Annotated in this window: 5 protein-coding genes; 1 reads left to right on the plus strand and 4 read right to left on the minus strand. The window is 61.4% G+C overall.

Annotated features, from left to right (window positions below; translation table 11 throughout):
• The first annotated feature begins 28 nt into the window (after positions 1-28).
• Positions 29-2,605, plus strand: coding sequence for an autotransporter outer membrane beta-barrel domain-containing protein (locus PSH80_RS13335; RefSeq protein ID WP_169989695.1), 2,577 nt, complete (start codon positions 29-31; stop codon positions 2,603-2,605).
• Between the two features lie 9 nt (positions 2,606-2,614).
• Here PSH80_RS13335 and PSH80_RS13340 read toward each other — a convergent pair whose 3' ends face one another.
• From PSH80_RS13340 to PSH80_RS13355, 4 genes are all read right to left on the minus strand, one after another.
• The gene (locus PSH80_RS13340) at positions 2,615-6,343 is read right to left on the minus strand and encodes a hypothetical protein (RefSeq protein WP_282405368.1); all 3,729 of its coding nucleotides are present in this window, start codon (positions 6,341-6,343) and stop codon (positions 2,615-2,617) included.
• A 617-nt stretch (positions 6,344-6,960) separates the two neighbouring features.
• Complete coding sequence (gene glgB / locus PSH80_RS13345) at positions 6,961-9,189, minus strand: 1,4-alpha-glucan branching protein GlgB (protein WP_198799285.1); 2,229 nt, start codon at positions 9,187-9,189, stop codon at positions 6,961-6,963.
• Positions 9,190-9,335: 146 nt separating this feature from the next.
• A complete protein-coding gene (treS, locus tag PSH80_RS13350) occupies positions 9,336-12,650 on the minus strand; it encodes a maltose alpha-D-glucosyltransferase (protein WP_057959471.1) in 3,315 nt (1,104 codons plus the stop codon).
• 92 nt (positions 12,651-12,742) lie between these two features.
• Entirely contained in the window at positions 12,743-14,716 is a 1,974-nt protein-coding gene (locus PSH80_RS13355; protein ID WP_057959470.1) for an alpha-1,4-glucan--maltose-1-phosphate maltosyltransferase, read from the minus strand.
• Positions 14,717-14,765 lie beyond the last annotated feature (49 nt).

The following is a 14,765-nucleotide window of genomic DNA, read 5'->3' on the forward strand; positions in this document are numbered from 1 at the left end:
GTCATCTTCCATCGAGCGAGGATAGATCATGAGCACACGGCGATATGTGCGGCGGTACCTGGGCGCCTGGCTAACCAGCGCGGCCCTGATGGGGACCTTCCCGCCAGCCACCTATGCGGCCTGTACCCCGGTGATCACTGCGGGTGACGACACCACCCTCTGCGACAGTGGCACAGCACCCGGTTTTACCGACCTCAATGGCAATAACACCCTCAGTCTTCCCAGCGGTGGTAATGGCGCGATCACCGGCACTGTCACGTTTGGCGACGGCCATGATCAGGTGCAAGCCCAGTCAGGCAGCATGGGCGCCTTGAACATGGGCCATGGCGCGAATATTTTCCGCGCGGACCTCAATGCGGTCGTGGGTGCAGTGACCCAGGGCGATGGTGCCGACACGGTGCAGATCAGCGGCGGCACCGTGGGCGCGATCAATCAGGGCAACGGCATCGACAACTATGCGCAAAGCGGCGGGCGCGTGGCCAGCGTGGCCCAGGGCGATGGCCGCGATACGTTCTATATGAGCGGTGGCGAGATCGTCGGGGCATTCGAGGATGGCGACGTGGCCACCCAATCCGCCGGCACCATCGGCCGGGTGGATATGAAGCTCGACAACAACTTCTACACCCTGCTCGGCGGGCGGATCAACGGCAACCTGGTGACTGGCTTTGGCTTGGACACCATCGCTGTTTCCGGGGGGTATATCGGCGGCAACGTCAGTGTCAGCGGTGGCGACGACCTGTTCACCCTGACCGGCGGCGTGGTCAATGGGCAGGTGCTGATGAGCTTCGGCAACGATCAGTTCAACTGGATCGGGGCAGGCACGATCAATTCAGCGGTCAATATGGGCGCGGATAACGACAGGGCATTGCTGCAAAACCTGACACAGGCCCTGCTCTCTTCCACGCCCCTGGTCGATGGCGGCGTGGGCACCGACACCCTGGTCTTCGATAACACCCAGGCAGCCACCGCAGAACGCTACGTCAACTGGGAAACGGTCAACCTGGACAACGGCTCGCGCTTTACCTTGGCGCAGGATTTCAAACTGGGGGATAGCGGCAGCGGTACCGGCAGCTTGAATATCGACGGCAGCAGTGTGCTGCTGGTCAGTCAGGGGGCCATCAGCCCATTCACGGCCGGCCAGTTGGCAAGCCTCAACAACAGCGGCCTGATCGACATGACAACCGGCAGTACCGGCGCCACCGACAGCCTGACGGTAAATGGCACCTACACCGGCAACAACGGGCAGATGGCGCTGCAAAGTGTGTTGGCCGGCGATGGTGCCGCCAGTGACAAACTGGTGGTGAACCAGGGCTCTCTACTGGGCACCACGACCCTCAACGTCAGCAATCTGGGCGGGGCCGGCGCCGAGACCTTGAGCAACGGCATCCAGGTGGTCGAAGCGCGCAACGGTGCGACGGGCAGCGACCGGGCCTTCAGCCTGGCAGGCGGTTCGGTGTCCGCCGGGGCCTTTGAGTACTTCCTGTTCAAGGGCGGTGTCAGTGCCGGCTCCGAACAACAGTGGTACCTGCGCTCAGCCATTGTCGCGCCTCCCCTGCCCGAGCCGGAGCAGCCCCCGGTGCCGTTGCCGGTGCCTGGCGAAGGCACGCCGGTTGACTTGCCAACGCCGGTGCCCGGTGAACCGCCGATCCCGATCTACCGCCCCGAGGTACCGGTGTATTCGACGCTGTTTCCGGCGGCGCAGCAGACCGTCCGGGCCATGCTCGGGACCTACCACGAACGCATGGGCGATCAGAGTCGCCAGACCGCCACCGGCTCATTCCCGGCAGGCTGGGGCCGGGTTTACGGCAGCAGTAGCCGCCAGACCTACGCCGGCACGGTCAACCCACGGTTGGACGGTTCGGTCAGCGGCTTCCAGGTGGGCAGCGATGTCCATGCCTGGACCACTGGCAATGGCCAGACCCAGCGGCTGGGCTTCTTCGTCGGGCATAGCCGCCTGAGGGGTAATGTCGATGGGTTCAACCGCGGATGGCAGCACCTGGATGCTGGCAACACCACATTACGCGGCGACAGCCTGGGCCTGTATTGGACGTTGCTCGACCCGTATGGCTGGTACGTCGATGTGGTGCTGATGGGCACCCGCCTCAATGGCAGCAGCGAATCCGATCGGGGGCTCAAGCTCAAGACCAAAGGTCACGATGTGCTGGGCTCGGTAGAAGCCGGCATACCGCTGCAGGTCGGGCAACACTGGGTGTTGGAGCCGCAGGTGCAACTGATCGCCAATAAAACCAGGCTCGATAGCCAGAATGATGGGGTGTCCAAGGTCGGGTTTTCCGCGGACACCGCCATCACCACCCGGCTCGGGGCCCGATTGCGCGGCAGCTATACCCTGGCCGCGATGCCAGTCCAGCCCTATATCCGCACCAACCTCTGGCACGGTGCATCCGGGACCCATCGTGTGCGATTCAATGACGCCACGGACATTGATACCGAGCAGAAATCCACCACCCTGGACCTGAGTGCCGGCGCCACGCTGCAGGTTTCCAGCAGTGTCAGCGTGTATGGCGAGGTGGGTTATGCGCGCAACCTCGACAGCAATGCACTGGATGGGCGCAAGGGCACCCTGGGCCTCAGGATGGAGTTTTAGCGCAACGGATTATTGGAACACCTGGGCTTCACCATCGACGGTGGCGCTTATCCAGCGTGGGTCCATGGGGTCGCTCCACACCGAGCGCGGCGGCGTTCCTCCATCGCTGATCAGGATGCGTCTGCCAGACTGGCTCCACTCCTGCATCCGCGCCTTGAACTGGGCCGGGTAGTCTGCCGCCCGGCAGGTGATACCGGCCCAGGGGTCGACGACCCATGCCTGATCCCACTCCGGCCCCACAAACCCTTTACTGCGGGGCTGGCCCGGGGGCCCGCCGACGACCGCGAAGGTATGTCCTTTGACTTGCGCGATACGGGCATTGCCGCCACTGGCATTGATCGTATCAACGGCGACCTTGGCCATCTGGTCACAATTGCCGGCGCCGGTCTTCAGGACCATTTCGGAATAATTGGGCGCCCCCGTGCGGGTGTACAGCCAACCCACCACTTCTGTGGCCGTGGCGTTGCGCGTGGCCTCACCGGCAAGCCCGGGCACCTGTTGATTGGCTGAGCGAATGCCCGTGGCCTGAAACTGCTCGTCTACCGCTTTTCTCGCACCTTCTGCATACACGCGGTTCTGTTGTTCAGCCGGCAACTGGGCGAAGTCAGCAGGCTTGTTGATCGGCGCCAGGCGGATCGGTTTGGCCGCCACTACCACATGTCCGGGGTTGTTTCCCGATGCGTACACCGCCATCAGGACTTCGCGTTGTTTCTCGGGGGACAGACCCTGCAGTACGCTGGCAAGGTGGTTGATTTCGGCAGGTGACATAGGCTCGTCGGCGACGATTTTCTTGATCAGCGTCTCCAGGCTGGGCAGTACCACCAACTGATTGTCCGGGAGCCCCTGCGCCGCGAAACCGTAGATATCCTTGTATTGGTCGTAGAACTTGATGAATTCGACATCCAGCGCATCACTGCGGGTCATCCGGTGAAAATCCAGTTGCCCGTTGCCTGTCAGCTCAGCGTAATAGTGCACGCCAGTATCAGCCTCGACCACCACGTACTGGTGGCCATTATGGTTGACCTTGACCCCCCTGATGACACGCTGGTCATTACTCAGGTCGCTGATCGCATCCATCTTGACCACCACCGTTTCCTGGTTGATCGCCCGGGGCACACCAAAATCGTCATAGCCAAAATCCGCTTCGTTGACCACGCTGCCGGTCGTGCGAGGTTTGTAGGTCACAGGTCCTACACTCGCCATCGGTAGCAGCTCCTGGTTGCCCGCCTCATTGACGCGGTAACGACGGTGCTCATGGATGACCGTGCGCGGCCCTTTTCCTGGGCCGGCCCGCGGGATCAGTCGGCGATGCTCGAGTGCTTGTGCGTCCTGAAAGACCGGCGTGCCTCCTGGCTCGATCTGTTTGGTGTAGCACAGGTCATTCAGGTCCCGCTTGGATCGCCGGCCCCCGCCGCCACAGCTCATCACCAAACCTTCAAGCGGCTCGGTATCCTCCGGGCCGCCCAGTTTGATCAGGCTGTCGGGCTTTTTCGGGTTATAGCGATAGACATCATCACCGATAACCAGGTCGCTGTACGTGTGCCGATGCAGGACTCGGACCTGGTCACTGGAGAGGCCTTCGGGGACCCGCAAGGTCAGGCCCTGCGCGACGGGCCTGGGGGTCAGGGGGATCTTCGGGGTAATGTCGTAGCGGCCTCTGCCGGGCAGTTTAAGGAAGCCGGATTGCTTGACCTTGGCAATACCGGCCTGAAGATTGCTCAGGCCCGCGCGCCCAGACTTCATGAGCCTGCCCCCCAGGCCATTGATCGCGGGCATCACCGGGTCAAGCGGGTTGAGATTGTGCGCCACGGAAACCGCGAACTTCTTCACCAGGGGCAGAAATTTTGGCAGCAGTGCCCTTACGCCAATCTTGCCGGCCGTGGACAGGAGGCGCACCGAGCCCGCGGCAAACTTGCCCGCCGGCCCGGCGAAGGTCAGCAGGCCGTCGACCACCAGATCCTTGATGCCCTCCTTGGTATTGCCTTTGACCAGGTTTTCGATGCCACTCCAGAACGGAACAACCATCTGACCGACGCCTTTGACCCGATCCCAAAAGGCGTCGTCGTTTTTATGGGCTGCGCTTTCCCGGGCCGGGTCCGACTCCGCCCACTGCTTGAGCGTGGTTTCATCGACATAAAACAGATCCGTGGTAATGGCCTTGGCGATCTCCACTGAGCGTTCGGACGCCAGGGTGTGCGGCACCGCACCTGTCGATGGATTGCTCGCCGCTGAAAAGTGCGCGAGCTGTTGCGGTACCACGATGGAAAAGCTCTTGGGTTTGGGGCCTTTGCCGGCCTTGTAATCCGTCCACTGTTGCTTGAACTCGGCCCTGCTGTCGGGGCGGGTGTGGCGGACTACCAGCTCTTCAGAAGGCTCACCCTCAGCGGAATGGTCAATTGAAATGAAATCCTTGCCATAGCGTTTATCGGTGGGGTTGTAGGACTCCAGGATCGGCTTCAAGTCGTCGCGCCGCCGGGCGATACCCTTGACCGGATTCACTTCGTAGTAGCTTGTCTCGCCCTTGTATTTGGCTTTGAGAATAAACGCCGGGCGTGTGACAGCGGCCTTTTTCTCCTCGGCGGTTTCATTGGGGCTGCCGGGTTTTGTCCGCAGGGCATACAGCGTTACGTCACCCCGTTCAATCGCCTCGCGGTCCTTTAGCGGCAACTGGGTCAACTGGCTGCGGACAAGCGTTCCGTAGGCGACCTTGGTATCGGCCAGGTATTTGTCAAACGCCCCCTGGAACTGGCCTTCATCATAAACAGGGTATTGATAGTTGACGTCCGAGGGGGTGATTTTCTCACCACTCATGTGCCTGTACAGAGCAAAAACAGGACTGATCAGGCTCAGCACCTCGGTCCGGGAAGTGCCCTTCTGCATCCGTTCGAAATAGTCTTTGCGCATCGGCACATCGGCCGCCATCTGTTGGGTTGCCGCGACCACGCTATCGATATGGGCGTCCAGTGCAGTGGCTGCCTTATTTATATCTTCCTGCGAATAGCTTTCCTTCTGTGGGAGCACCCCTTGCGTCACCGCCCACGCCAGAACCGCCGGGGTACGGGTCGAGGTTATGAGCGCCCACTCACCGTCCGTTGTAGCTTGCTCGCTGAGCTTGCCAGGCAGATCGACCAGTTGTTGAAAGCCCATGCGCCGCGACGAGCCCGGCGCGATCGTTTCAGCCAGACTGACGCCTTGCTGGAAGTTCACCCACACCGCCGACCCTCGGTAAGGTAGATCCGCTGGCGTATCACGCACGGCAAAGTCGGGCGGGAACAGGGGTTGCAGAATATAGGCCGCCAGATGGGCCTGATCCCCGGAAAGCTGCCGTGAATCGACCAGGTGTTTCCTGAACGCGGACTTTATCGACGGGTAGCTTTGGCCCCACTGGTCACTCGAGGCCAGATTAAAGCCGGCAACCTGCCCGGGTTGGCGCGTCTGCAGCGGGTCCAGGCTCAAGGCCAGGGCCTTGAGCAACAGCTTGACCTTGACTTCGGGCGTTATGACGCCATCGAGGGGGAACTCGGCCCCGCCCAGGGTTTTTAACAACTGCTGAACCCGTTCATTGGCCTTGGGCGATTTGAGTATCAGCTCCAGCACGGCGGCCGGCGTGCCCTGGGCTTTTTTCAGAGCCTGGGGTGGGAGGTCTTCGGTCAGCTGGCTGAGCAACGGTTTTTTGTACTTGGCCTCTTGCTCGGCAACCCAGGCCTGGATAGCGGGCTCATTGCGCTTGTCCAGCAAGCCATCCATGTCACTGGACGGATCACCCAGGCCCAGGCTGATTTCGCTACGCGCATCTTGCGCAGCGTCAATCGCCGCTTGCACCTGCTCCGGTGTCTTGGGGTTGGAGGGCACTATCCCGTAAAACGCGAGCATGTTATCCAGCCGATTGGTCCCCGGTTGGGTCGAGCCATTGGCGGGTATCAGCGGCGAGTCTTTGTTGAGAAACAAGCTTTTATTGACGACGGCATTCGGGGTTTGCAGCGCGTGCAGCACCCGCAGTATTTCGTCCAGATCACCGAGCTTTCCCCGCACGTGCACCTGGTGTGAGGGAGTCGCTAGCGCAGGCGGTTGCACCAGCGTCAGGCCGGCACTGCCTTCGCTGGGTGGTGGCGTGTCGGAGCGTGACAAGGTGGGAGCAGCAGGCGCAAATCGTGTGTTGAGGTGGACAGGCGTCATGATGGTTCGTCTCTGGCAGTGATACACAGGCACAGCGACGAAACGAAGGGGGACTGGGAAACTGCGCCTGATCGCTGACATCCTTGTGTGGCGCACACGTAAGAAAATGTTCCAGACGGTTTGGTAACAGCGTTGGTCAGGCCATCGTGGTCAAGCCACGATGGCCATGCGGCGCGCCTTTACTCCTGGCGCAGAATCAGTACCCCCAGTGGCGGCAGATTCAACGCCAGCGACACCGGCTGCCCATGGTGCGGCTCGGCGAGGGTGAACACTTCACCGCCGTTGCCGTAGTTGGAACCGGAATAGGTGTCGGCATCACTATTGATCACCTCCTTCCAACTGCCGGCAAACGGTACCCCCACCTTGTACGCCTCGCGGGGCACAGGGGTGAAGTTGGCCACCACCAGCACCGGCTTGCCGTCCTTGCTCCAGCGCAGCCAGGCATAGACGCTGTTGATTGCATCGTCGCCAATCAACCACTGGAAGCCTTGCGGTGCGTCGTCTTGCTCGTGCAGGGCCGGCTCTTCGCGGTACAGGCGATTGAGGTCGCCCACCAGTTTCTGCACACCCCGGTGTTCCGGGTACTGCAGCAGGTACCAATCCAGTTGCTGGTCGTGGTTCCACTCACGCCATTGACCAAACTCGCAGCCCATAAACAGCAGCTTCTTGCCCGGATGCATCCACATAAAGCTCAGGTAGGCCCGCAGGTTGGCGAATTTTTGCCACCTGTCGCCGGGCATTTTGTCGATCAGCGAGTGTTTGCCATGCACCACCTCATCATGGGAGATCGGCAGCACAAAACGCTCGGACCAGGCATACACCAGGCCGAAACTCAGCTCATTGTGATGATGGGCGCGGTACACCGGGTCCTGCTGGATGTAATGCAGCGAATCGTGCATCCAGCCCATGTTCCACTTGTAGTTGAACCCCAGGCCGCCCTGCTGGGTCGGCTGGCTGACGCCAGGCCAGGCGGTGGATTCCTCGGCGATTACCAGGGCGCCGGGAGCTTCCAGGGCCACTACATCGTTGAGGTGGCGCAGGAACTCAATGGCTTCGAGGTTCTCGCGCCCTCCGTGGCGGTTAGGCACCCACTCCCCGGCCTTGCGTGAGTAGTCGCGATACAGCATCGACGCCACCGCATCCACCCGCAGGCCATCAATATGGAAGTGCTTGAGCCAGTGCAATGCCGACGCCAGCATAAAACCATGGACCTCGGTACGCCCCAGGTTGTAGATCAGCGTGTCCCAGTCCTGATGAAAGCCTTCCAGCGGGTTGCCGTATTCGTACAGCGCGGTGCCGTCGAACTGGGCCAGGCCATGGGTATCGGTAGGAAAATGCGCCGGCACCCAGTCGAGAATGATGCCGATATCCGCCTGATGGCAGGCGTTGACGAACGCGCCAAACTCGTCGGGCGAACCAAAGCGTGCGCTGGGTGCAAATTGCGACAACGGCTGGTAACCCCAGGAACCACCGAACGGATGCTCCATGATCGGCATAAGTTCGATATGGGTGAAACCCAGTTGCTGCACATAGGGAATCAGCCGCTCCCCCAACTCGCGCCAGCCGTATTGGCGCGACACTTCGCCCAACTCGTCCAGCTCGCATTGCCAGGAACCGACGTGCAGTTCGTAGATTGACAGGGGCGCACTCGGCGCCTGGCGTTCGCCCCGGGTCTGCATCCAGGCTTCGTCCGACCACGCCACTTGCAATGGCGCGGCGACCTTCGACGCCGTGTCGGGCGGTAACTGGGTGGCCAGGGCCATGGGATCGGCCTTGAGCGGCAGGATCCCGGTGGCGCCGAGAATTTCGTATTTGTAGGCCGCGCCCGGTTGCAGGCGCGGGATAAAGATTTCCCAGACCCCGGCGGGATGCCGCAGGCGCATCGGGTGGCGGCGCCCGTCCCAGATATTGAAGTCGCCCACCACCGAGACCCGCCGGGCATTCGGCGCCCACACGGCAAAGCGCACGCCCTGGATACCATCGACGCTCGTCACTTGGGCGCCCAGGCAATTGCTCAACTCGCGGTGATTGCCTTCGGCAAACAGGTACAGGTCCATTTCCCCGAGCAACTGGCCGAAGCTGTAGGGGTCTTCGGTGATTTGCTCGCCGCCGGCCCACTGGATCTTCAGCAGGTAGCTTTGGCGTGTAGAGAAATGCCCGATAAACAAGCCGGGAACCGGGGTGGCATCCAGGCTGCCAAGCCCGTCGCCGCTGTCACGGGCCAGCACCTCAACACTCAAGGCCTCAGGCAGGAATGCGCGGATAACCTGGCCGCCCTGCTCATCGTCGTGGGGGCCGAGGAGCGCAAACGGATCCGGATGTTCGGCGCGCACCAGGGCTTCAATATCCTTGGGTGCCGGCATGACCGCGAATTTCGATTGCAGCGGTTCTTTATGTGTAAAGCTCATGATTTCTCCCACCGCTTGTGACACTAAGGATCAAATGTGGGAGCTGGCTTGCCAGCGCTGGCGCAGTGTCAGCTAACGCCGCCATCGTAGCCTGGCGACAGCTCGACAACTCCTACATTCGATCTGCTTTGTTTTGACGTACGCCTTTAACGCCCGTCCAGCAACCCGTGCAATCCGCGCAATGGCACTGCCAGCCAGGTCGGGCGGTTCTCTGCCTCGTAGGCCACTTCATACGCCGCCTTCTCCAGGCTGAACAATGCGAGAGCCGCTTCTGCTCCTTTGGCATCCTGCCAGTCATGCGCCAGTGTAGACGTAGCCTGTTGATACGCCTGGATAAATGCCTGGCGCGCTTCAGTCAGGTAGCGATCTACCACGCGTTGGCGCGAGGCATCGGTATCGGCCGAGTGATCCAGCCCTTGCCCTTGCACATTCAGGGCCATGGCGGCGGCGTAGTCGAACGAACGCAGTACGCCGCTGACGTCCTTGTACGGGCTGTGCTTGCCTCGGCGCTCGTGCAACGGCCGCGCGGGCTCGCCCTCGAAGTCGATCAGATAGGCATCGCCCTTGACCACCAGGACCTGGCCCAGGTGCAAATCCCCATGGACCCGGATGCGCAAGCCGCCCATCGTGGCTTTTGCCAAGGCCTGCACATGGCTGGCAATCGCCTTTTTCTGTGCCAGCAGTTGAGTGACCAACCCCTGGTCGGCGGGGTTCAATTGGTTTTGATGCTGTTTGAGCAGTTGCAATGCACGCTCGATCTGCGCGCCCACCTGCTTGGCCCAGCCCTGGCTGTCCTTGACGGTAGTGACTTCGGGCTGGAAGTCCGGGTTGGTGGTTGGCGCGGCCAGCACGTTGTGCATTTCCCCCAGCCGTTGCCCGAGCAGCCCGGCGAAATCCGCCAGTTCGCCGAGGGCGTTGTAGTGTTGTTCCTGTTCGGAAATCGCTTCGGCCAATTCATCGCGAATCGCCCGTTCCAGGTTGTTCTGGGTCCAGCCCCAGGCATCGCCCTGGTTGCTGAGATAGCCCTGGGCAATCATCAGCAGGTTGTCCTGGCCTTCGGCATCGCGGCGGATCACCGAACCCAGCAACGGCGAGATATGCGCGTAGCCGGCGGCGGTCAGGTAGGCGCCCATTTCCAGTTCCGGATGAATCCCGGTGCTGACCTTGCGGATCAACTTCAGCACCAGGCTTTCGCCGACCACCACCGAACTGTTGGACTGCTCGGCCGCCAGGTAGCGCACTTGCAACTGGTCGCCCAGGGGCAAGTCGGGCAATTGTGGGGTCGGCTCGAAACGAATCTCCCCATCGCTGCTGGTAAGCACGGTCTCGGCGCGCAGGCCCTCGATCACCGCGCGGATGAAGCTGTCGAGGCTGAACGCATCGGTGATCAGGCCCACCTGGCGCACCCGGCGTACCCGTGCCAGGGCCAGTTGCTGCGGCAAGGCGCTGCTGAACTGATCTTCGCCCAGCAGGCCGAAGGGCAACTGATAACGGCTGGTCTGCCCGCCGCTGGTCACTTCAATCTCACTGAGCAGCACCGGATGCTGGGCATCGCCAAAGCGCACGCCATAGGCGATATGCACGCGGTCGATGGTTGAGTCCTTATTGGCGAACCAACGCCGATTGGCCAGCCAGCTGGGCAGTGAAGTCTGCTCCAGAGTGGTGCGGCACGGCGCTTCGAGCAATTCTTCGAGGCGTTTTTTCAAGACCAGGGTGGTGAAGTCCGGCAGACTCTGGGCCGGCTCCACATGCCAGCTGGGCATCTGGTTTTCCGCGGCCAACACAAACCAATAGAAGCCGTAGGGTGCCAGGGTCAGCAGGAAATTCAGCTGACCGATGGGCGGGAAGGCATTGCCGCCGAGCATTTCCACCGGAACCATGCCGGCAAAGGCCGACAGGTCCAACTCCGCCGCCTGGGCGGTACGCGACACGTTGGCCACACACAGGATGATTTCCTGTTTGCCGTCGACGCCGGTGTACTCGCGGGTGTAAGCGAGGATCCGGCGGTTGCTCGGCGAGAGCATTTTCAGGGTGCCGCGCCCGAACGCCTTGGACTGCTTGCGGATCGCCAGCATGCGCCGCGTCCAGTTCAGGAGGGAATGGGGGTCCTGGGCCTGGGTTTCGACGTTGACCGACTGGTAGCCGTAGAGCGGGTCCATGATCGGCGGCAGTACCAGGCTGGCCGGGTCGGCGCGGGAAAAACCACCGTTACGGTCGATGGACCATTGCATCGGCGTGCGTACGCCGTCGCGGTCGCCCAGGTAGATATTGTCGCCCATGCCAATTTCATCACCGTAATACAGGGTCGGTGTGCCAGGCATGGACAGCAACAGGCTGTTGAGCAGCTCGATGCGGCGGCGGTCGCGCTCCATCAAGGGCGCCAGGCGTCGGCGAATCCCCAGGTTGATGCGCGCGCGGCGATCGGCGGCGTAGTAGTTCCACAGGTAATCGCGCTCCTTGTCGGTGACCATTTCCAGGGTCAGCTCATCATGGTTGCGCAGGAAAATCGCCCATTGGCAGTTCGCGGGAATTTCCGGGGTCTGGCGCAGAATATCGGTGATCGGGAAGCGATCTTCCTGGGCCAGGGCCATGTACATACGCGGCATCAGCGGGAAATGGAAGGCCATATGGCATTCGTCGCCGTCGTCGCCCTTCTGGTCGCCAAAGTACAGCTGGGTATCTTCCGGCCATTGGTTGGCTTCGGCCAGCAGCATGCGGTCGGGGTAGTTGGCGTCGATTTCGGCACGGATCTGCTTGAGCACATCGTGGGTTTCGGGAAGGTTTTCGTTGTTGGTGCCGTCGCGCTCGATCAGGTAAGGAATCGCGTCCAGGCGAAGGCCGTCGATGCCCATGTCCAGCCAGTAGCGCATCACCGACAGCACGGCCTTCATGACTTGCGGGTTGTCGAAGTTGAGGTCCGGCTGGTGGGAATAGAAGCGGTGCCAGAAGTACTGGCCGGCGACCGGGTCCCAGGTCCAGTTGGACTTTTCGGTGTCGAGGAAAATGATGCGGGTGCCGTCGTATTTCTGGTCGTCATCGGACCACACGTAGAAGTCCCGGGCACTGGAGCCAGGCTTGGCCTTGCGCGCGCGCTGGAACCACGGATGCTGGTCCGAGGTGTGGTTGATCACCAGCTCCGTAATCACCCGCAGCCCGCGCTTGTGCGCCTCGGCGATAAAACGCTTGGCGTCGGCCATGGTCCCGTAGTCGCTGTGCACACCACGGTATTCGGCAATGTCATAGCCGTCGTCACGGCGTGGCGAAGGGTAGAACGGCAGCAGCCAGATGGTGTTCACGCCCAGGTCGGCGATGTAGTCGAGTTTGGCGATCAGCCCGGGGAAATCCCCGATGCCGTCGTTATTGGAGTCGAAATAGGATTTGACGTGAACCTGGTAAATCACCGCGTCCTTGTACCAGAGCGGGTCTTTGATAAAGGTGGCAGCCTTGGGTTTCTTCGCCATTGGAAACTCCTGGAAAATTCAAGAAAACTTACAGACTGGACTGGATCAATGTGTGCGGGCTTGCCCGCTCCCACAGTTGATCTGCATCCGACTCAAGACTGGGTTACGCGCCAGATGCCAAATGGCATATGGGGCTCGATGCGCATCCATTGGATCTTGCCGTACCAGGTCCAGCGATGGCCGTTCATCAGGTCTTCGCCCTGCACTTGGGCGTCGTCCGGCAGGCCCATCTCCCACAACGGCAGCTCGAAATGCGCCTCCTGGGCGTTGAACGGGTCGAGGTTGACGGCGACCAGGATGAAGTTGCTGCCATCCTCGCTGCGCTTGCCGAAGTACAGGATGTGGTCGTTGAACGCGTTGTAGAGCGTCAGGCCCAAGTGTGTCTGCAGTGCCGGGTTTTGCCGGCGGATGCGGTTGAGTTGGGCAATCTCGGCAATGATGTTGCCGGGGGCACTGAAGTCCCGGGGGCGGATCTCGTACTTTTCCGAGTCCAGGTACTCTTCCTTGCCCGGCACCGGCGCGCTTTCACACAGCTCAAAACCCGAGTACATGCCCCATAGGCCCGAGCCCATGGTGGCCAGCGCGGCACGGATCAAAAAGCCGGGGCGCCCGGACTCATGCAGAAAGCCCGGGTTGATGTCCGGGGTGTTGACGAAAAAGTTTGGCCGGTAGCATTCACGCCAGGGCGACTGGTTCAACTGGGTGAAGTACTCACTCAATTCGGCCTTGGTGTTGCGCCAGGTGAAATAGGTGTAGCTCTGGGAATAACCGACCTTGCCCAGCCGCGCCATCATCGCCGGGGTGGTGAAGGCCTCGGCGAGGAAGATCACTTCGGGGTGCTGGGCCCGTACATCGCTGATCAACCATTGCCAGAACGGCAGCGGCTTGGTGTGAGGGTTGTCGACGCGGAAGGTCTTGACCCCCTCCTCGACCCAGCCCAGCACGACATCGCGCAACTCCAGCCACAGGCTGGGGATCGCATCGGTGGCATAGAAGTCGACGTTGACGATGTCCTGGTATTTCTTCGGCGGGTTTTCCGCATATTTGATCGTGCCGTCCGGGCGCCAGTTGAACCAGCCGGGATGCTGCTTGAGCCAGGGGTGGTCCTGGGAACATTGGATGGCAAAGTCCAGGGCGATCTCCAGGCCGTGCTCGGCGGCGGCGGCTACCAGGCGGCGGAAATCCTCGCGGGTGCCCAGCTGCGAATGGATGGCGTCATGGCCGCCCTCCTCGCTGCCGATGGCATACGGGCTGCCGGGATCCTCGGGGCCGGCGGTCAGTGAGTTGTTCTTGCCCTTGCGGTGACTACGGCCGATGGGGTGGATCGGCGGGAAGTACAGCACGTCAAAGCCCATGTCATGGATCATCGCCAGGCGCCCATGCACGTCATTGAAGGTGCCGTGGCGCGCCGCATCGTCGGTGATCGAGCGCGGAAACAGCTCGTACCAACTGGCAAACAGCGCCTGTGGCCGTTCCACATCCAGTGGATACACCGGGCTGATACTCAGGTAGGGGCGCAAATCGGCCTCGGCCATCAGCTGTGCACTGTGTTCGTGCAGAAACAACGCGACCTGCTCGGTTTCCAGCAGCCCGGACAATTGTTGATGCAATTGCTGCAAGTGCTCCTGCAGCTCACCTTCACTGCGTTCAGCGGCTTGCAAGACCTGCTGGCGACCTTCCTGCAGCTCCAGGCTGACGGGAACCCCGGCGGTGTGTTTCTTGCCCAGTTCGTAGCAGAAACTGGCGAAATGGTCGATCCACGCCTCGATGCAATATTGGTGCGGGCCCTGCAGGGTGACGTCGAAAGTGCCTTCCCAGGTGTTGTTGCCCTTGTCTGCCATGACCTCGCGATGCCAGTTGTCTTCACTCAGCGACCGCCAGCGAATCAACACGGCCAACTGGTCATGGCCGTCGGCGAACACCTTGCTGGTAACGTGGATGGATTGCCCTTGCACGGCCTTGACCGCGAATGCGCCGGCATCAATCACCGGCATCGTGTCTTCAATGGCGATCCTGGGCAGCAACAGTGCCTGGGACAATGGTAATCCGGGTATTTCAGCCGTCATCGAGCATCTCCCCTTACGCCCCATGGACGCTCTTGTGCTTGATTGTCAG

The sequence above is a fragment of the Pseudomonas sp. FP818 genome (genome assembly GCF_030687335.1).
GTDB lineage: Bacteria > Pseudomonadota > Gammaproteobacteria > Pseudomonadales > Pseudomonadaceae > Aquipseudomonas > Aquipseudomonas shahriarae.